The following is a 16,690-nucleotide window of genomic DNA, read 5'->3' as shown; positions in this document are numbered from 1 at the left end:
GGGGAGGCGGCGCAAGCCGCGCAGGGGGGATCAAGTCAATGCGCCGTGGCACTGCTTGTACTTTTTGCCGCTGCCACAGGGACAAGGGTCGTTGCGGCCCACGCGCGGCACATCGGGCACCACGGTCGCCGCGTCCACGGTGGACTCGACTTCACCGGTCTCGGTCGGCGCGGTGTAGGTCACGTTGGCGATGTGCTCGGCTTTGGCTTCCATCTGCTGCGTCGCCTCGCTCACCTGCTCGGGGCTCTGCACACGCACGTTCATCAGGATGCGCGTCACGTCGTTCTTGACGCTGTCGAGCAACTGGCCAAACAGCTGGAAAGCCTCGCGCTTGTATTCCTGCTTGGGCTGCTTTTGCGCGTAGCCCCGCAGGTGGATGCCCTGGCGCAGGTAGTCCAGCGCCGAAAGGTGCTCGCGCCACTGGCCGTCGATGGTCTGCAGCAGCACCATGCGCTCGAACTGGGTGAAGTTCTCTTCACCCACCAGCGCCAGCTTGGCTTCGAAGGCCGACTTGGCGGCCGCCTGCACGCGCGTGACGACCTCTTCACCATCGATGGATTCGGCATCCGACACCCAGCTGCTGACCGGCAGGTCCAGCGCCCATTCCTCGCGCAACAGCTTCTCCAGCGCGGGCAGGTCCCACTGCTCTTCGACGCTGCCTTCGGGCACGAACTGGTGCACCAGATCGGCAAAACTGCCGTCGCGCAGCGAGTCGATCTGGGCGCGCAGGTTTTGCGCGTCCAGGATGTCGTTGCGCTGCTGGTAAATCACCTTGCGCTGGTCGTTCGACACGTCGTCGTACTCCAGCAGCTGTTTGCGGATGTCGAAGTTGCGTGCCTCGACCTTGCGCTGCGCGCTTTCGATGCTGCGCGTGACGATGCCGGCTTCGATCGCCTCGCCCTCGGGCATCTTCAGGCGGTCCATGATGGCGCGCACCTTGTCGCCGGCGAAGATGCGCATCAGCGCATCGTCCAGGCTCAGGTAGAAACGCGAAGAACCCGGGTCGCCCTGGCGGCCCGAACGGCCACGCAGCTGGTTGTCGATGCGGCGGCTCTCGTGGCGTTCGGTGGCGATGATGCGCAAGCCACCCAGGGCCTTGACCTTGTCGTGGTCCTGCTGCCATTGCTGGCGGACCTGCGCGACGCGGGCAGCCTTGGCAGCCTCGTCCAGCGATGCGTCGGCCTCCACGGCGGCGATCATCTTTTCCAGGTTGCCGCCGAGCACGATGTCGGTGCCGCGGCCGGCCATGTTGGTGGCGATCGTGATCGCACCCGGACGCCCCGCCTGCACGATGATGTCGGCCTCACGGGCATGCTGCTTTGCGTTGAGCACCTCGTGCGGCAGCTTCTCGGCCGTCAGCAGCTGGGCGATGATTTCGGAGTTCTCGATCGACGACGTGCCCACCAGCACCGGCTGGCCACGCTCGTGGCACTCGCGGATGTCCTGGATCGCGGCGACGTACTTTTCCTTGGTCGTCTTGTAAACGCGGTCGAGCTGGTCGTCGCGTTTGCTCGGGCGGTTCGGCGGCACCACCACCGTCTCCAGGCCGTAGATTTCCTGGAATTCGTAGGCCTCGGTGTCGGCCGTGCCGGTCATGCCCGACAGCTTGGCGTACAGGCGGAAATAGTTCTGGAAGGTGATCGAGGCCAGCGTCTGGTTCTCGGGCTGGATCGGCACGCCTTCCTTGGCTTCCACCGCCTGGTGCAAGCCATCGCTCCAGCGGCGGCCCGCCATCAGGCGGCCGGTGAATTCGTCGACGATGACGATCTCGCCGTTCTGGTTCACGTAGTGCTGGTCGCGGTGGTACAGGTGGTGCGCCTTGAGCGAGGTCACCAGGTGGTGCATCAGCGCGATGTTGGCGGGGTCGTACAGCGACGCGCCCTCGGGCAGCAGGCCGGCCTGGCTGAGCAGACGCTCGGCGTTCTCATGGCCCTGCTCCGTCATGTGGATGGCGTGCGCCTTTTCGTCCACCGTGAAGTCACCGGGCTTGATCACGCCTTCACCCGTGCGGGGGTCGGCTTCGCCTTCCTGCCGCACCAGCTGCGGGATCAGCTGCTTGATCGCCATGTACACCGGCGTCTGGTCTTCAGCCTGGCCGCTGATGATCAGCGGGGTGCGCGCTTCGTCGATCAGGATCGAGTCCACTTCGTCGACGATGGCGTAGTTCAGGCTGCGCTGCACGCGGTCGCCTGGCTCGTACACCATGTTGTCGCGCAGGTAGTCGAAGCCGTATTCGTTGTTGGTGCCGTAGGTGATGTCGGCGCGGTAAGCGGCCTGCTTCTCTTCGCGCGGCGCTTGCGGCAAGTTGATGCCCACCGTCAAGCCCAGGAAGTTGTACAGACGCCCCATCCACTGCGCGTCGCGGGTGGCCAGGTAGTCGTTCACCGTCACCACGTGCACGCCCTTGCCTGACAGCGCGTTCAGATACACCGGCAGGGTGGCGGTCAGCGTCTTGCCTTCGCCGGTGCGCATTTCAGCCACCTTGCCCGAGTGCAGGGCGATACCACCGAGCATCTGCACATCGAAGTGGCGCATCTTCATCACGCGCTTGCTGGCCTCGCGCACCACGGCAAAGGCCTCGGGCAGGATCGCGTCCAGCGTTTCGCCGGCCGCCACGCGTTGCTTGAAGGCCTCGGTCTGCGCCTTCAGTTCATCGTCGCTGAGCTTTTCATACTGGGGTTCCAGGCCATTGATGCGATCGACCGTCTTGCGGTAGGTCTTGAGCAAGCGGTCGTTGCGGCTACCAAAAATTTTGGTGAGGAAGTTTGTGGCCATACAGGGTGGCCCGACCAGGGTTCGCCATCACGGCGCCAGGCGGGCAAAAGGGAATCGGATCGCCCCCCAACACGCGCAGCCCGTCGCGGGGAACTCCCCGCCATGTGCCGGCAAGCGCTTGTCTTTCAAGGGCAAAAACGGAATTTTACCCGCCACCCACCGAGGGGCTCAGGGCTTGCGGGCCTTCTGGGCCAGTTGTTCGGCCGCGGCAAGGTTGTCACCGGCCGTGAGGAAGCGCTGCGGATCCTGGACCACGCCGTTGAACCAGACCTCAAAGTGCAGGTGAGGTCCGGTGGAGCGCCCGGTGGAGCCCACCTCGGCGATTTTCTGTCCGCGCTTGACGATGTCGCCTTTGTTGACCAGCACACGCGAGCTGTGGGCGTAACGCGTGATCAGGCCGTTGCCGTGATCGACTTCGACCATATTGCCGTAGGCGTGGTGGAACTCCTGCACCACCACGACCCCGCCCGCGGCAGCGTGGATGAGCGTCCCCACATCACCCGGAAAATCCAGGCCTGTGTGCAAGGCGGAGCGCCCGGTGATCGGGTCGATGCGAAAGCCGAACGGCGATCCCACGCGACCACCCTTGACCGGCTCTTCCGTGGGCACCAGCGCGCGCTGGATCGCCTGGTCGAACAGGCGCGATTCCACCGCCGTGAGCCAGTCCACACGCGAGCCGCTGGCCAGATCCAGCTGCCCCATGGCCTGGTTCAACTCTTCCATGGTCAGCGTGCGGCTGCCCACCAGCGCACCACCGGCGCCCGGCACCACCTTGAAGTCGGCCGGATTCAGCCCTGCCAGACCGGCCACGCGCTCTCCCAGCGACTCGATCTGCAGCATGCGCGCCTGCATCTCGCCGAGCTTGCGCGCCATGGCGTCCAGGTTCTCGCGCATGTACAGGTTCTGTGCGTTGACGTCGCCCTGCGTCACCACGCGCGCGACCGACTCGAAGCCGGGCCAGCCCTGCCGCACACCGTACAGAAACACCCAGTGGTAGGTCGCCACGGCGCCCAGCATCAGCAACAGCGATCCCAGCAGGCCTGCCGCCAGCAGCTTCAATCCATTGAGGTGCAGCGCCTGGCTTCGGGCCAGCCATGCGTCCGTGATAATGATGTGCACTGTTTCACCTTTCTGTCGGGTCGACCGCTTCGGCAGTCTCACTGCATCGCATGTCCACCGCCCACCGCAGCCATCAGACGTTCAGCCTGGAACAAGCCGCAGGCGCATCGCCATCGCTGGCCGCGCTGCAAGAGCGCATCCGCGAATCTCAACGGTGCATGGAACGGATCCAACACCTGATCCCAGCCGCGATGCGCCGCCATGTGAAAGCAGGACCCATCGACGACGCCGAATGGTGTCTGCTGGTGGGCAACGCAGCCGCTTCCACCAAATTGCGCCAGCTGTTGCCGGCACTGTTGCAGGCGCTGGCGCAAGGGGGCCTGCAGGTTAGCGCCATTCGCATCAAAGTCCAAGCGACCCCACGATGAGCGGGCCGCGGCAGGACACGCGACCTGTCGATCCTGCTGACTGGAGAGGGTATTGGTGCCGCTTGTCTGACTCGAACAGACGACCTATCGCTTACAAGGCGAGTGCTCTACCAACTGAGCTAAAGCGGCGCTGGGTGTCCAGCAAAGCCAGATAGTTTACTTGACGCGCTTGAGATGAGGACGCCCACCCTGGCCGGGGCTGGCTGGCGGCGTATCCGGGGCAGATGGGTCCACCTCGCCGGAAGCCTCTGCCGTCACCGACCGCAAGGGCTCGCGGTTCGGCACCGGTTCCGGCATCGCTGCAGACGACACACCGGCAGGCGCCTTGGGTGGTGGCGGAAAAGCCATGCCTTGCCCATTTTCACGGGCATAGATGGCGACCACATGGGTCACCGGCACAACGATGTCACGCGGCACGCCACCAAACCGTGCTTTGAATTCAATGAATTCATTGCCCAGGCGCAAGCCACTGGTGGCATCAAAACTGACGTTGAGCACGATTTCGCCGTTCTTGACGAACTCTTGCGGCACCTGCACCGCCGCGTCCACATGCACAGCGATGTACGGCGAAAACGCGTTGTCGGCACACCACTCGTGCAACGCACGAATGAGGTAAGGCCGGGTCGAAGGCGCTTCCGGTTCAGAGGTTTTCATGGACAGCGGTGTGCTTGTGCAGACAGCCACCGACCCGTGAGGGGCGGTGATGGCGCATCACTTGCGCATGACCTTCTCGGACGGGGTCAGCGCTTCGATGTAGGCCGGACGCGAGAAGATGCGCTCGGCGTACTTGAGCAAAGGAGCTGCGTTCTTGCTCAGCTCGATGCCGTAGAAATCCAGGCGCCAGAGCAACGGTGCAATCGCCACGTCCAGCATGGAAAAGTTGTCGCCCAGCATGAACTTGTTCTTCAGAAACACCGGAGCCAGCTGGGTCAGGCGGTCGCGGATGTGCGAGCGGGCCTTCTCCAGCGCCTTCTCGTTGCCCTTGCTGCTGCGCGATTCGAGCACCGACACGTGCGCAAACAGCTCCTTCTCGAAGTTCAGCAGGAACAGGCGAACACGGGCGCGGTCGACCGGGTCGCCCGGCATCAGTTGCGGATGCGGGAAACGCTCGTCGATGTACTCGTTGATGATGTTCGACTCGTACAGGATCAGATCGCGCTCGACCAGGATGGGCACCTGACCGTAGGGGTTCATCACGCTGATGTCTTCAGGCTTGTTGTAAAGATCCACGTCTCGGATCTCGAAGTCCATGCCCTTTTCAAACAGGACGAAGCGGCAACGGTGGGAATAAGGGCAGGTGGTACCCGAGTACAAGACCATCATGTGGGAGTCTCCTAAATACAAAACAGTGGTTGGCGTGGCCGCGAGGGGCGGCGCCGCAAACCACTGTGGGAAAACTTCATTGACCGGCCCGGACAAACCAAGCCAGCCAGAAGCGGGGTTTTACTTGATGTCTTTCCAGAACGCGGCGTTCAGGCGCCAGGCGATCAGCGTGAACACACCCAGGAACAACATCACCCACACGCCAATGCGCACGCGGGTGTTGGCGGCCGGCTCGGCCATCCACTGCAGATAGGCAACCAGGTCGCCCACGTTCTGATCGAACTGTTCGGGCGACAGGGTCCCGGGCTTGACCTGGTCCCAGCCCTTGAGCACTTCAGCCTCGTGGCCATGGCTCTCGACCTTTTCCATCACACGGGCGCGCTCACCCTGCAGTTCCCACAGGGGGTTGGGCATACCCACATTGGGGAAGACCATGTTGTTCCAGCCGGTGGGCCGGGATTCGTCGCGGTAATAAGTGCGCAGCAGGGTGTAGATGTAGTCGGCACCGGAACCTGCACCGCTGGAACGCGAACGTGCAATCACGCTCAGGTCTGGCGGGTTGGCGCCGAACCATTCCTTGGCCTGCCTGGGATCGATGGACGCCTTCATGGTGTCACCGATCTTGTCGGTGGCAAACGTCAGGTTCTCGGCGATCTGCTTGTCCGTCAGGCCAATGTCGCGCAGGCGGTTGTAGCGCATGAAGGCTGCGGAGTGGCAGCTCAGGCAGTAGTTGACGAAGATCTTGGCGCCGTTTTGCAGGGCGGCCATGTCGTTGGTGCGCTTGGGCGCCTTGTCCAGGGGGAATCCACCACCCGCAGCGATGGCAGCACCCGACAGACCCAAGGCCAGCGCGAGACCCAGAAGCATTTTTTTCATTTGTCGACTCTCCGATGGGTTCCAGGTCTTCAGTGGGGCGTGAACGTGACGCGGGTCGGCACAGGCTTGAACTGGCCCAGACGCGTCCACCACGGCATCAGCAGGAAGAAGCCGAAATAGAACAGCGTGCCCACTTGGGAAACGCGCTCACCCACCGGCGAAGGGGGCAGCACACCCAGGTAACCCAGGATCAGGAAGTTGATGACGAACACGGCGTAGAGCCACTTGACGCCGTCCGGACGGTAACGGATGGACTTGACCGGGCTCTTGTCCAGCCAAGGCAGGAAGAACAGGATCACGACGGCACCGCCCATGGCGACCACACCCCAGAACTTGGCATCGATCAGGTACAGCAGAGCGATGACCACCACAGCGGCACCTGCGATGGCACCCTTGAGCAGCACCGGCAGACGCGTCTTGAAGACGGCAAAGGCAGCACCCAGCACCGCGCACAACATGAGCACGTAGGTCATTTCGGTGGTGATGGCCCGCAGCATCGAATAGAAGGGCGTGAAATACCAGACCGGGGCGATGTGCAGCGGCGTGACCAGCGGATCGGCCGGGATGAAGTTGTTGAACTCCAGGAAGTAACCGCCGAATTCGGGCGCGAAGAACACGATGGCAGAGAACACCATCAGGAACAGGCTCACGCCGAAGATGTCGTGCACGCTGTAGTAGGGGTGGAACGGGATGCCATCCAGCGGCACACCTTTTTCATCCTTGAGCGCCTTGATTTCCACGCCATCGGGGTTGTTGGAGCCGACTTCGTGCAGTGCGATGATGTGCGCCACCACCAGGCCCAGCAGCACCAGCGGAACAGCGATCACGTGGAAGCTGAAGAAGCGGTTCAGCGTTGCATCGCCGACCACGTAGTCACCGCGGATCAGCAGAGCCAGATCCGGACCGACAAAGGGGATGGCGGAGAACAGGTTCACGATCACCTGGGCACCCCAGTAGGACATCTGGCCCCAGGGCAGCAGGTAGCCCATGAAGGCTTCGGCCATCAGCACCAGGAAGATGCCACAACCGAACACCCAGATCAGTTCACGGGGCTTGCGGTACGAGCCGTACAGCAGGCCACGGTACATGTGCAGGTAGACCACGACGAAGAACGCCGAAGCCCCCGTGGAGTGCATGTAGCGGATCAGCCAGCCCCAGGGCACGTCGCGCATGATGTATTCGACCGAGGCAAACGCCAGGCTGGCATCGGGCTTGTAGTGCATCACCAGGAAAATACCGGTGACGATCTGGATCACCAGCACCAGCAGGGCCAGCGAGCCGAAGATGTACCACCAGTTGAAGTTCTTCGGCGCGTAGTACTCGGCCATGTGCTCATTGAAGAGCTTGGACAGCGGGAACCGATTGTCGATCCAGTTCAGCGTCTTCTGCGCCAGCGGCGCGTCAGGGGAAATTTCTTTGAATTCAGCCATGGGGTGCCTCGGTGTTCGTGGGATCGGCGGGTGCCGCTCAGGCCTTCTTGTCTTCGCCGATCAGCAGCGTGGTGTCGGACGTGTAGTAGTGCGGCGGCACTTCCAGGTTGTCCGGTGCCGGCTTGTTCTTGAACACGCGGCCGGCCAGATCGAAGGTGGAGCCATGGCAGGCGCACAGGTAACCGCCGGCCCAGTCGTCTGGCAGCGATGGCTGCGCGCCGGGCGTGAACTTGTCACCGGGCGAGCAACCCAGGTGGGTGCAAATGCCCACGCCGACAAACACTTCGGGCTTGATGGAACGGTGGCGGTTTTTCGCGTACTCCGGCGTCGGGACGTTCTTGCGATCCGAGGCCGGGTCGGCCAGCGCCGGATCCAGCTTTTCCAGGTCTTTGAGCTGCTGCTCGGTGCGGCGCATGATCCACACGGGCTTGCCGCGCCATTCCTTGACGATTTTCTCGCCGGGCTGGAGGGCGGAGATGTCCACCTCGATCGCCGCGCCTGCGGCCTTGGCGCGTTCAGACGGCTGGAAGGAACTCACGAAAGGCACAGCGACGGCGGCGGCCCCCACGCCACCCATGGCGGCGGAGGTGATCAGCCAGGTTCGGCGGCTGCTGTCCACAGTCGCATCGACGGTTGCTTCACTCATGGGAATCTTTCAATGACGGTTCGAGACGGAATAACACTATGGTCAACCCGGCATTGTAATGGAGGGCATAGGCCTGTCGGCCCAAGCCCGACCCATCCCAACGGTGTTCACTGGGACGATCGGATTCTCGCGACACCCAGGGCCTGCGCTCTTGACCTGCATCAGCCCGCGCCACAGCACAAATGAATACTTAGGTGTGCGAGAATGAATTGGCTAGGCCAGACGGCCTGCACAACAAACATACACAAGGCAACAGGAGAAGCGCATGAGCATGATGAGTGAGTTCAAGGAGTTCGCCCTCAAAGGCAACGTGATGGATCTGGCGGTCGGTGTGATCATCGGCGGCGCTTTCGGCAAGATCGTCGACTCGCTGGTGGGCGACGTGATCATGCCGGTGGTCAGCAAGATCTTCGGTGGACTGGACTTCTCCAGCTACTACATTGCGCTGGCGGGTCAGGCCGCCGGTTTGCCCCTGGCCGAAGCCAAGAAGGCAGGTGCCGTGCTGGCCTACGGCAACTTCATCACCATCGCGCTGAACTTCGTGATCCTGGCTTTTGTGATCTTCATGATGGTCAAGCAAATGAACCGCATGAAGAAAGAAGCCCCGCCCGCACCGCCGGCCGCACCGGCCGAAGACATCGTGCTGCTGCGCGAAATCCGCGACAGCCTGCGCAAGTGATGAACTGAGGCGGTCCCCGCCTCCGTCAGAGCCCAAAGGCCACTGCCGTGTCACCACGGCAGTGGCCTTTTTACATGTCGGCCCGTGTCAGATGCCCGCACCCAGCGCCGCATCGACAGCGGCCAGCAAACTCGCCGGGCTGGCACGTCCGGTGCCCGCGAGGTCGAAGGCAGTGCCGTGGTCCGGGCTGGTCCGCACGAAGGGCAGACCCAAGGTGGTGTTCACGCCGTGCTCCAGCCCCATGAGCTTGACGGGGATGAGCCCCTGGTCGTGGTACATCGCCAGCACGACGTCGAATTCACCCTGGCGGGCACGCATGAACACGGTGTCGGGCGCGTGCGGACCGCTAGCCAGGATGCCATCGGCCTGCGCCTGGACCACGGCAGGAGCGATGATGTCAATCTCTTCGCGACCGAACAAACCGCCCTCGCCAGCATGGGGGTTCAGGCCCGCCACGGCGATGCGGGCTCTCGGCATGCCACTGCGCTGAAAATGCGCAGCGGTGATGCGCAGGGTCTGCAGCACCTGCTCCTGCGTCACCGCATCCAGGGCGTCGCGCAGCGCCACGTGGATGCTCACCAGCACGGTGCGCAAACCAGGACAGCTGAGCATCATGCGCACCGGTACCTGCCCGACATCCACCCCCAGGTGCTCGGCGGCCAGGGCCTGCAGGAATTCGGTGTGCCCCGGGTGCGGCACGCCAGCCGCAGACAAGGCCTCTTTGTGGATCGGCGCCGTGACCACCGCCAAAGCCTCGCCGCGCAAGGCCGCACGCGCGGCCCAGGTGATGCAGTCGGCCGCCGCACGCCCCGCCTCGGCGCTGATGCGCCCCAGTGGCACGGGCCGCGGCAGCTCGCAGGCCTGCACAACGGCCACGCGGCCGGCCGGCAGCCCAACGGCATCGGCCAGCGAGTCCACCGGCATAGGCAAGAGGTCGGGCTGCTCTGAATCTGATCCGGTCAGCGCCAGCGCGTTGCGCAGGGTGGGCAGATCGCCCGCGATCACGACCCGCGACAACAGCTCCGGCCGCTGGCGCAAGGCTTTGGCGATGATCTCGGGGCCGATGCCAGCGGGATCGCCCATGGTCAGGACCACCGGACGCGGGTCAACTGCGATCGGGAGGCGCGGCTCGCTCATGGTTCAGGCCGGGTTGGGAATGTCGATGAAGCTGTGCTCCAGACCCAGCTGTTGAGCGACATGCGCGGCCACCGCGGGTGCGCCGTAGCGTTCGGACGCATGGTGCCCGCAGGCGATGTAGGCCACGCCGCATTCGCACGCGTAGTGCGCCTGTGGTTCGGAAATTTCGCCGGTGATGAAGACGTCGGCACCAGCGGCGATGGCGGCTTCAAAGTAGGACTGCGCGCCACCGGTGCACAGCGCCACGCGCTGCACCGTGCGCCCAACGTCGCCCACCAATGTGACCGCACGGCCCAGCGACTGTTGCACATGCTCGGCCAGCGCCGCTGCGGTGGCGGGAGCACGCTCCCCCATGAAGCCCAGAGATTGCTCGCCAAAACGTCCACGGGCATCGCCATACAGCGTGACGCCCAGGCGCTGCGCCAGTTGCGCGTTGTTGCCCAGCTCGGGGTGGGCATCCAGCGGGAGGTGGTAAGCGAAGAGGTTGATGTCGTGCGCCAGCAGGCGGGCCAGGCGCTGCTTCATCCAACCGGTGACCCGTCCGTCCTGCCCGCGCCAGAACAGGCCATGGTGGACAAAAATCGCGTCGGCCTCGGCGGCGATGGCCGCGTCGATCAGGGCCAGGCTGGCGGTGACACCCGAGACGATCTTGCGCACCTCGGACTTGCCTTCCACCTGCAGCCCATTAGGCCCGTAGTCGCGGAACTGCGCGGGTTGCAGCAAAGCATCAAACGACGTCAGCAGGGCGGTGCGGGGCACCGCGAGAAGGGAAGAGGACATGGGCAGGAACCGTGGTCAAAAAACAAACGCGGGCCGTGCCGATGGCAACGACCCACTGTTGACAGATTTTGACAGGCCCCGCCCGGGCCTTGCACGGCGGCGCTGCGTTCAGCCCTGGGGGTTCTGGGCGGAGGACTCGTTCATCTTGCGGGTGAAGAACCGGTAGAACCAGAACGCCATGAACACGATGAAGAGCAGACCTGCGATGCTGAACAGGCCATAGTCGGTCGAAAAAAGGTCTACAAGGGCTTTCATGTGGTGTGCTCCATTCCTCTTAAAACAGGCACCCATTGCACCCCGCAGACCGCTCCACCGCATTGACGTGGGTCAATCGGGCTTGATCTGCCAGAGCGCACAGCCATATGCGGGACAATGGATCGGGCCCACCCCTTGATGGCGCCCTCTCCTACCCCTGTTTTTCCGACATGAAACGACTCTGGCTCGTCTTTGCCCAATCCGTGACCGTGATGCTGGCCGCGTACTTTGTGGTCGCCACGCTCAAGCCCGCCTGGCTCAATCGCCGCCCTGCCCTGCCCACGGTGGTGCCGGTGCTGGAATCGGCCGCGCCCAGCGCGCCTGCCGCATCCGGCAACACGCCCGGGTTCCGGGCGGCGGCCCAGGCGGCTTCGCCCGCGGTGGTGAGCATCAACACCAGCAAGGCCCCGGAGAACGGCCCCCAGAGCAACGACCCCTGGTTCCGCTTCTTCTTTGGAGACCAGGGCCAGTCGCAGCCGCAGACCGGCCTGGGTTCGGGGGTCATCGTCAGCCCGGCAGGCTACATCCTCACCAACAACCACGTGATCGAAGAAGCCGACCAGATCGAGGTGGTGCTCAACGACGGGCGCAAGAGCAGCGCACAGGTCATCGGCACCGACCCGGAAACCGATCTCGCCATCCTCAAGATCGAACTGACCGAACTGCCGGTGATCACGCTGGGCGACTCCGACGCACTGGCCATCGGCGACCCGGTACTGGCGATCGGCAACCCGTTCGGCGTGGGCCAGACCGTGACCAGCGGCATCGTCAGCGCGCTCGGGCGCACCCAGCTGGGCATCAACACTTTCGAGAACTTCATCCAGACCGACGCGGCCATCAACCCCGGCAATTCGGGCGGTGCGCTGGTGGACACCAGCGGGCACCTGATGGGCATCAACACCGCGATCTATTCGCGCTCGGGCGGCTCCATGGGCATTGGCTTTGCCATCCCCACCTCCACCGCGCGCAGCGTGATGGAAGCCATCGTGCGCGACGGGCAGGTCACGCGCGGCTGGATCGGCGTCGAGCCGCAGGACCTCACCCCCGAACTGGCCGAAAGCTTTGGTCTGTCAGCCGGCAGCGGGGTGATCATCACCGGCGTGCTGCAGAACGGCCCGGCGGCCCAGGCGGGCATCCGCCCGGGTGACGTGATCACTGCCGTGGAAGGGCGCACCGTCAACAACGTGGCGCAACTGCTCTCGGCCGTGGCAGCGCTCAAGCCCGGCACGCCGGCCACGCTGGAGGTGGTGCGCAAGGACGGCAAAACGCCCGTGCAGGTGACACCAGGCAAGCGCACACTCCCCAAAGCCCAGCAGCAGCCCCGCTGACAACGGCCGGGCAACGCAAACAAAAAAGGCGCCCCTGGGCGCCTCTTTTGTTTGGGATGAAACCTGACTCAGTTCGTGGCCGACTCTTCGGTGGCCGGAGCGGCCGTTGCCTTGACGAACCAGCGTGCACCCCAGATGCCCATTTCGTACAGCAGGCACATCGGAACGGCCAAAGCGAGTTGGGAAATCACGTCGGGCGGCGTGACCACAGCGGCCACCACGAACGCCAGCACGATGAAATAGCCCCGGAACTCTTTGAGCTGTTGCACCGTGACCAGGCTCATCTTCACCAGCAGCACCACCACGATAGGCACCTGGAAGGCGAGACCAAACGCGAGGTACAGCGAGAGAATGGCCTCCACGTATGACGCAATGTCCGGCGTGGCCGCCACGCTCTTGGGCGTGAACTGCTGGATGAAGCCAAACATCTTGTCGAGCACGAAGAACTGCACGAACGCGATGCCCACGTAGGCCAGCAGGCTGCCCAGCACGATCAGCGGCACTGCGAAGCGCTTTTCGTGGCTGTACAGCCCGGGCGCCACAAAGGCCCAGATCTGGTACATCCACCACGGCAGCGACATCAGCAGCGCGCCCATGGCCAGTACCTTGAGCGGCACGAAGAATGGCGAGAACACACCGACGGCGATCAGCTTCGCGTCGGGCGGCATGTGGGCACGGATGGGAATGGCGATCAGGTCGATCAGCCCGCTGGGGCCAGGCCAGATGGCCAGCACGGCCATGCACACGGCCAGACCGGCCATGCCGTACATCAACCGGTCGCGCAGCTCCACCAGGTGCTGCACGAACGGTTGCTCTGTCCCGGCGAGTTCGTCGGTGGATGGATTGGGGTCGGACATCAGCGAGGGGCGGAGGATGGGCGGGGCCGGAAACGCGCCACGCGGGCCGCTCCCGACTGGGCGCGCGTGCGCACGCCCGAGCGAGACTTGTACCACTGGGGCACGGCGCCTTTCTTGAGGCGCCAGTTCTTGCCCGGGTGCTTGTAGGTCGGGTGCAGATCGGCACCGATGGAGCCGAGCGCGTCGCCATAACCCGCACCGGTGTGGTCCAGCCCCTGCGTGGCTTCGGACCACGATTTCTCGAAATCGCTGGCGCCTTCTTGGACCGAAGACTGCACGTCACGCGCGGCCGACTCCACCGACTCCTTCATCTTCTTAAGCTCTTCGAGCTCCATGGAGCGGTTGACTTCGGCCTTGACGTCGGAGACGTAGCGCTGGGCCTTGCCCAGCAAGGTGCCCACCGTGCGGGCGACGCGCGGCAGCTTCTCGGGGCCGATGACAATCAGCGCCACCGCCCCGATGAGGGCGAGCTTGGAGATGCCCAGATCAATCATGTGGAGGCCGGTTGGAAAGCGAAGCCGGTGAGGTCCTCAAGACCGCCCGGCATGGAGGGGCGGTGACTGGCACCGCCGGGCTGCCGTCGATCAGCTCTTTTGCTTGGCTTCGACGTCGATGGCACTCTTGTCGGAAGAGGCGCTTTGCGTCACCTGACCAGCGGGTGCGGCGGGCGCGTCAGCGGTACCGCCCTCTTTCATACCGTCCTTGAAGCCTTTGACAGCGCCACCCAGGTCGGAACCGATGTTCTTGAGCTTTTTGGTGCCAAAGACCATCACCACGATCAGCAGCACGATCAGCCAGTGCCAAATGGAAAAGGAACCCATGTGTCTCTCCAACAGAATAAAAGGAAGCGCTGATGCGCTGTTGCTGGGATTCTAAGCCCCGGGCATTGGTTCGGTCGGCTGCAAAAAATCAGCCCTTCAGCCAGGGACGCGGTCCGCCCATGACGTGCACATGCAGGTGGTGCACCTCCTGCCCCCCTTCCGCGCCCGTGTTGCACACGATGCGGAAACCGCCATCGGGGTACGGATTGCAGCCCTGCTCCTGGGCCAGCCGGGGCGCCAGCACCATCAGCTTGCCCATCAGGCGTTCGTGCTCGGGCTTGAGCTGGGCCATGGACGGGATGTGCAGCTTGGGCACCATGAGAAAGTGCACCGGCGCCCAGGGGTGGATGTCGTGGAAGGCAAAGATGTCTTCGTCTTCGTAGACCTTCTTCGACGGGATCTGGCCGGCGATGATCTTGCAGAAAATGCAGTTCGGGTCGTGTGCGCTCATGGGTGTGCGGGATCAGTCGGGCATGGGCTGGCTGGCGTTCATGCGCACCATGCCCTTGACGATGCGGTAAAGGAACCAGATGGAAATGACGGCCCAGGCGATCATGCCGGGCAGCAGCAACAGCAGAAATAGCGGCGAGGTCACGAGGTAGAGCACGCCCGCCCACAGCACCGAACGGATGCGCCACGAGAAGTGGCTGGCCTGCCACGTCCCAATGGCGTCGCTCTTCTTGACCAGGTCGATCACAAGAGCCACCAGCAGGATGCCGATACCCACCTGTGCGCCCGGCACCACCGCGGCCACCGCCACGATCAGGTGCAGCAGGTAGCTGACCCAGCCGATGGTCTTGAGCGATTCGGCCTGCTCGTCGCCTTTGGCCTGTACATCGATCACCTCTGACTCGTTGCGCATGAGGACCTCCGGTGCAGCGGGTTATTCGGACGCTTCGCGGGCTTGCGCCTTGCGCAGGGCTTTTTCTTCCAGGCCACTGATGCCTTCGCGCCTCGCCAGCTCGGCCACCACGTCGGAAGGCGCCTTGCCGTAGTGGGCCAGCGCGATCATGCTGTGGAACCAGAGATCGGCCACTTCGTTGACGAGCTTCTGGGTGTCGCCGCCGTGGTCACAGTCCTTGGCGGCCATCACGGCTTCGGTGGCCTCTTCGCCGATCTTCTTGAGGAAAGCGTCCGGCCCCTTGTGCAACAGGCGGGCGATGTAGCTCTTCTCGGGATCACCACCGTTGACCGGCTTGCGGCTTTCGATGACGGCGGCCAGCCGGGCCAGGGAATCGGTGTCGGACATGGGGATCACTTGTAGATGGATTCGGGGTCCTTGAGCACCGGATCGACCGGCACCCATTGGCCATTTTGGTGGCTCTGGAAGAAACAGCTGTGACGCCCCGTGTGGCAGGCGATGCCCGGCTCGTGCCCCAACTGCGTCACCTTGAGCAGCACCACGTCGTTGTCACAGTCCAGGCGGATGTCGTGCACCGTCTGCACGTGGCCCGACTCTTCGCCTTTGAACCAGAGCTTGTTGCGCGAGCGGCTGAAGTACACCGCGCGGCGCAGTTCGGCCGTCTTCTGCAGCGCCTCGCGGTTCATCCAGGCGAACATCAGCACGTCGCCCGTGGCGGCTTCCTGCGCGATCACGGGCACCAGGCCCTGCACGTCCCATTGGATGGCATCGAGCCAGTCCATCACAACCTCACCGGAATGCCGCGCTCGGCCATGCGCTGCTTGGCCTGCGCCACGGTGTATTCACCGTAGTGGAAGATGCTGGCGGCCAGCACCGCGTCGGCTCCGCCCTGCTGCACGCCATCGGCCAGGTGGTCGAGGTTGCCCACGCCGCCGGAAGCGATCACGGGCACGCTAATGGCGTCGGCCACCGCACGGGTCAGGGCGAGGTCAAAACCGCTCTTGGTGCCGTCGCGGTCCATGCTGGTCAGCAGAATCTCGCCAGCGCCGAATTCGGCCATCTGGCGCGCCCAGGCCACCGCGTCCAGCCCGGTGTTCTTGCGACCGCCATGGCTGTAGACGTCCCAGCCGGCACCGCGCGCGGCCAGGTCGTCGCCCTGACGGCGTTTGGCGTCGATGGCCACGACGATGCATTGGGCACCGTACTTGTCGGATGCTTCGCGGATCACCTGCGGGTTGGCGATGGCGGCCGAGTTGAAACTGGTCTTGTCGGCCCCCGCGTTGAGCAGGCGGCGCACGTCTTCCACGGTGCGCACGCCCCCGCCCACCGTCAGCGGAATGAACACCTGGGACGCCACGGCTTCGATGATGGGCAAGATCAGGTCGCGCCCGTCGCTGGTGGCGGTGATGTCGAGAAAAGTGAGCTCATCGGCGC

Annotated in this window: 21 protein-coding genes and 1 tRNA gene; 3 read left to right on the top strand and 19 right to left on the bottom strand. The window is 64.0% G+C overall.

What is annotated here, in order from left to right:
- Positions 1-30: 30 nt before the first annotated feature.
- Entirely contained in the window at positions 31-2,775 is a 2,745-nt protein-coding gene (gene secA, locus ACR2JA_RS03610) for a preprotein translocase subunit SecA (protein ID WP_434007754.1), read from the bottom strand.
- A gap of 168 nt (positions 2,776-2,943) precedes the next feature.
- The gene (locus ACR2JA_RS03605; RefSeq protein ID WP_434007753.1) at positions 2,944-3,894 is read right to left on the bottom strand and encodes a M23 family metallopeptidase; all 951 of its coding nucleotides are present in this window, start codon (positions 3,892-3,894) and stop codon (positions 2,944-2,946) included.
- A gap of 50 nt (positions 3,895-3,944) precedes the next feature.
- Here ACR2JA_RS03605 and ACR2JA_RS03600 point away from each other — a divergent pair, with 50 nt between their 5' ends.
- Positions 3,945-4,262 carry a DciA family protein gene (locus ACR2JA_RS03600; protein WP_434007752.1) on the top strand — a complete coding sequence of 106 codons (318 nt, stop codon included), beginning with the start codon at positions 3,945-3,947 and terminating at the stop codon, positions 4,260-4,262.
- Positions 4,263-4,315: 53 nt separating this feature from the next.
- Here the strand turns inward: ACR2JA_RS03600 and ACR2JA_RS03595 are convergent.
- The 6 genes from ACR2JA_RS03595 to petA form a co-directional block, all read right to left on the bottom strand.
- Positions 4,316-4,391: transfer RNA gene (locus ACR2JA_RS03595), tRNA-Thr, on the bottom strand.
- A gap of 27 nt (positions 4,392-4,418) precedes the next feature.
- On the bottom strand, positions 4,419-4,916 hold the full coding sequence (locus ACR2JA_RS03590; protein ID WP_434007751.1) for a ClpXP protease specificity-enhancing factor: 498 nt from the start codon (positions 4,914-4,916) through the stop codon (positions 4,419-4,421).
- Between the two features lie 57 nt (positions 4,917-4,973).
- Complete coding sequence (locus ACR2JA_RS03585) at positions 4,974-5,585, bottom strand: glutathione S-transferase N-terminal domain-containing protein (protein WP_434007750.1); 612 nt, start codon at positions 5,583-5,585, stop codon at positions 4,974-4,976.
- A gap of 120 nt (positions 5,586-5,705) precedes the next feature.
- Positions 5,706-6,461, bottom strand: coding sequence for a cytochrome c1 (locus ACR2JA_RS03580; protein ID WP_434007749.1), 756 nt, complete (start codon positions 6,459-6,461; stop codon positions 5,706-5,708).
- Positions 6,462-6,490: 29 nt separating this feature from the next.
- Complete coding sequence (locus ACR2JA_RS03575; protein WP_434007748.1) at positions 6,491-7,891, bottom strand: cytochrome b; 1,401 nt, start codon at positions 7,889-7,891, stop codon at positions 6,491-6,493.
- A gap of 37 nt (positions 7,892-7,928) precedes the next feature.
- Positions 7,929-8,537, bottom strand: a complete 609-nt coding sequence (gene petA / locus ACR2JA_RS03570; RefSeq protein WP_434007747.1) for a ubiquinol-cytochrome c reductase iron-sulfur subunit — start codon at positions 8,535-8,537, stop codon at positions 7,929-7,931.
- A gap of 265 nt (positions 8,538-8,802) precedes the next feature.
- Here petA and mscL point away from each other — a divergent pair, with 265 nt between their 5' ends.
- Positions 8,803-9,216 (top strand): large conductance mechanosensitive channel protein MscL, encoded by a 414-nt coding sequence (gene mscL, locus ACR2JA_RS03565; protein ID WP_434007746.1) that lies wholly within the window; start codon positions 8,803-8,805, stop codon positions 9,214-9,216.
- 87 nt (positions 9,217-9,303) lie between these two features.
- Here the strand turns inward: mscL and pdxA are convergent, their stop codons facing one another.
- The 3 genes from pdxA to ACR2JA_RS03550 all read right to left on the bottom strand — a co-directional run bounded on the left by pdxA (position 9,304) and on the right by ACR2JA_RS03550 (position 11,388).
- Positions 9,304-10,299 (bottom strand): 4-hydroxythreonine-4-phosphate dehydrogenase PdxA, encoded by a 996-nt coding sequence (gene pdxA / locus ACR2JA_RS03560; RefSeq protein WP_434007745.1) that lies wholly within the window; start codon positions 10,297-10,299, stop codon positions 9,304-9,306.
- A 57-nt stretch (positions 10,300-10,356) separates the two neighbouring features.
- Positions 10,357-11,133, bottom strand: coding sequence for a Nif3-like dinuclear metal center hexameric protein (locus ACR2JA_RS03555; protein ID WP_434007744.1), 777 nt, complete (start codon positions 11,131-11,133; stop codon positions 10,357-10,359).
- 108 nt (positions 11,134-11,241) lie between these two features.
- Positions 11,242-11,388 carry a DUF3149 domain-containing protein gene (locus tag ACR2JA_RS03550; RefSeq protein WP_434007743.1) on the bottom strand — a complete coding sequence of 49 codons (147 nt, stop codon included), beginning with the start codon at positions 11,386-11,388 and terminating at the stop codon, positions 11,242-11,244.
- A gap of 170 nt (positions 11,389-11,558) precedes the next feature.
- Between ACR2JA_RS03550 and ACR2JA_RS03545 the strand changes: the two genes are divergently transcribed.
- Positions 11,559-12,716: a S1C family serine protease gene (locus tag ACR2JA_RS03545; RefSeq protein WP_434007742.1), complete on the top strand. Its 1,158-nt coding sequence runs from the start codon at positions 11,559-11,561 to the stop codon at positions 12,714-12,716.
- Positions 12,717-12,784: 68 nt separating this feature from the next.
- Here the strand turns inward: ACR2JA_RS03545 and tatC are convergent, their stop codons facing one another.
- The 8 genes from tatC to hisF form a co-directional block, all read right to left on the bottom strand.
- Positions 12,785-13,573, bottom strand: a complete 789-nt coding sequence (gene tatC, locus ACR2JA_RS03540; protein ID WP_434007741.1) for a twin-arginine translocase subunit TatC — start codon at positions 13,571-13,573, stop codon at positions 12,785-12,787.
- Entirely contained in the window at positions 13,573-14,067 is a 495-nt protein-coding gene (gene tatB, locus ACR2JA_RS03535; RefSeq protein ID WP_434007740.1) for a Sec-independent protein translocase protein TatB, read from the bottom strand. The genes tatC and tatB overlap by 1 nt, the downstream gene beginning before the upstream one ends.
- Before the next feature lie 90 nt (positions 14,068-14,157).
- Entirely contained in the window at positions 14,158-14,394 is a 237-nt protein-coding gene (tatA, locus tag ACR2JA_RS03530; protein ID WP_434007739.1) for a Sec-independent protein translocase subunit TatA, read from the bottom strand.
- Between the two features lie 88 nt (positions 14,395-14,482).
- Entirely contained in the window at positions 14,483-14,845 is a 363-nt protein-coding gene (locus ACR2JA_RS03525) for a histidine triad nucleotide-binding protein (protein ID WP_434007738.1), read from the bottom strand.
- Positions 14,846-14,857: 12 nt separating this feature from the next.
- Positions 14,858-15,256, bottom strand: coding sequence for a DUF4870 family protein (locus ACR2JA_RS03520; protein ID WP_434007737.1), 399 nt, complete (start codon positions 15,254-15,256; stop codon positions 14,858-14,860).
- A gap of 21 nt (positions 15,257-15,277) precedes the next feature.
- The gene (locus tag ACR2JA_RS03515) at positions 15,278-15,643 is read right to left on the bottom strand and encodes a phosphoribosyl-ATP diphosphatase (RefSeq protein ID WP_434007736.1); all 366 of its coding nucleotides are present in this window, start codon (positions 15,641-15,643) and stop codon (positions 15,278-15,280) included.
- Positions 15,644-15,648: 5 nt separating this feature from the next.
- Positions 15,649-16,038 carry a phosphoribosyl-AMP cyclohydrolase gene (gene hisI, locus ACR2JA_RS03510; RefSeq protein ID WP_434007735.1) on the bottom strand — a complete coding sequence of 130 codons (390 nt, stop codon included), beginning with the start codon at positions 16,036-16,038 and terminating at the stop codon, positions 15,649-15,651.
- On the bottom strand, positions 16,038-16,690 hold a 653-nt coding region (hisF, locus tag ACR2JA_RS03505; protein WP_434007734.1), incomplete at its 5' end, for an imidazole glycerol phosphate synthase subunit HisF. The genes hisF and hisI, both read right to left, overlap by 1 nt.

Origin of the sequence: Hydrogenophaga sp. (assembly GCF_051007235.1) — a bacterium.
GTDB lineage: Bacteria > Pseudomonadota > Gammaproteobacteria > Burkholderiales > Burkholderiaceae_C > Hydrogenophaga.
The sequence above is the reverse complement of the archived record's forward strand: the minus strand, read 5'-3'. Positions and strand labels throughout refer to the sequence as shown.

Excerpts from the sequence above, each read along its gene's own strand:
- secA (WP_434007754.1), bottom strand. The coding sequence starts at position 2,775 with ATGGCCACAAACTTCCTCACCAAAATTTTTGGTAGCCGCAACGACCGC.
- ACR2JA_RS03600 (WP_434007752.1), top strand. The coding sequence starts at position 3,945 with ATGTCCACCGCCCACCGCAGCCATCAGACGTTCAGCCTGGAACAAGCC.
- ACR2JA_RS03590 (WP_434007751.1), bottom strand. The coding sequence starts at position 4,916 with ATGAAAACCTCTGAACCGGAAGCGCCTTCGACCCGGCCTTACCTCATT.
- ACR2JA_RS03585 (WP_434007750.1), bottom strand. The coding sequence starts at position 5,585 with ATGATGGTCTTGTACTCGGGTACCACCTGCCCTTATTCCCACCGTTGC.
- ACR2JA_RS03580 (WP_434007749.1), bottom strand. The coding sequence starts at position 6,461 with ATGAAAAAAATGCTTCTGGGTCTCGCGCTGGCCTTGGGTCTGTCGGGT.
- ACR2JA_RS03575 (WP_434007748.1), bottom strand. The coding sequence starts at position 7,891 with ATGGCTGAATTCAAAGAAATTTCCCCTGACGCGCCGCTGGCGCAGAAG.
- petA (WP_434007747.1), bottom strand. The coding sequence starts at position 8,537 with ATGAGTGAAGCAACCGTCGATGCGACTGTGGACAGCAGCCGCCGAACC.
- mscL (WP_434007746.1), top strand. The coding sequence starts at position 8,803 with ATGAGCATGATGAGTGAGTTCAAGGAGTTCGCCCTCAAAGGCAACGTG.
- pdxA (WP_434007745.1), bottom strand. The coding sequence starts at position 10,299 with ATGGGCGATCCCGCTGGCATCGGCCCCGAGATCATCGCCAAAGCCTTG.
- ACR2JA_RS03555 (WP_434007744.1), bottom strand. The coding sequence starts at position 11,133 with ATGTCCTCTTCCCTTCTCGCGGTGCCCCGCACCGCCCTGCTGACGTCG.
- ACR2JA_RS03550 (WP_434007743.1), bottom strand. The coding sequence starts at position 11,388 with ATGAAAGCCCTTGTAGACCTTTTTTCGACCGACTATGGCCTGTTCAGC.
- ACR2JA_RS03545 (WP_434007742.1), top strand. The coding sequence starts at position 11,559 with ATGAAACGACTCTGGCTCGTCTTTGCCCAATCCGTGACCGTGATGCTG.
- tatC (WP_434007741.1), bottom strand. The coding sequence starts at position 13,573 with ATGTCCGACCCCAATCCATCCACCGACGAACTCGCCGGGACAGAGCAA.
- tatB (WP_434007740.1), bottom strand. The coding sequence starts at position 14,067 with ATGATTGATCTGGGCATCTCCAAGCTCGCCCTCATCGGGGCGGTGGCG.
- tatA (WP_434007739.1), bottom strand. The coding sequence starts at position 14,394 with ATGGGTTCCTTTTCCATTTGGCACTGGCTGATCGTGCTGCTGATCGTG.
- ACR2JA_RS03525 (WP_434007738.1), bottom strand. The coding sequence starts at position 14,845 with ATGAGCGCACACGACCCGAACTGCATTTTCTGCAAGATCATCGCCGGC.
- ACR2JA_RS03520 (WP_434007737.1), bottom strand. The coding sequence starts at position 15,256 with ATGCGCAACGAGTCAGAGGTGATCGATGTACAGGCCAAAGGCGACGAG.
- ACR2JA_RS03515 (WP_434007736.1), bottom strand. The coding sequence starts at position 15,643 with ATGTCCGACACCGATTCCCTGGCCCGGCTGGCCGCCGTCATCGAAAGC.
- hisI (WP_434007735.1), bottom strand. The coding sequence starts at position 16,038 with ATGGACTGGCTCGATGCCATCCAATGGGACGTGCAGGGCCTGGTGCCC.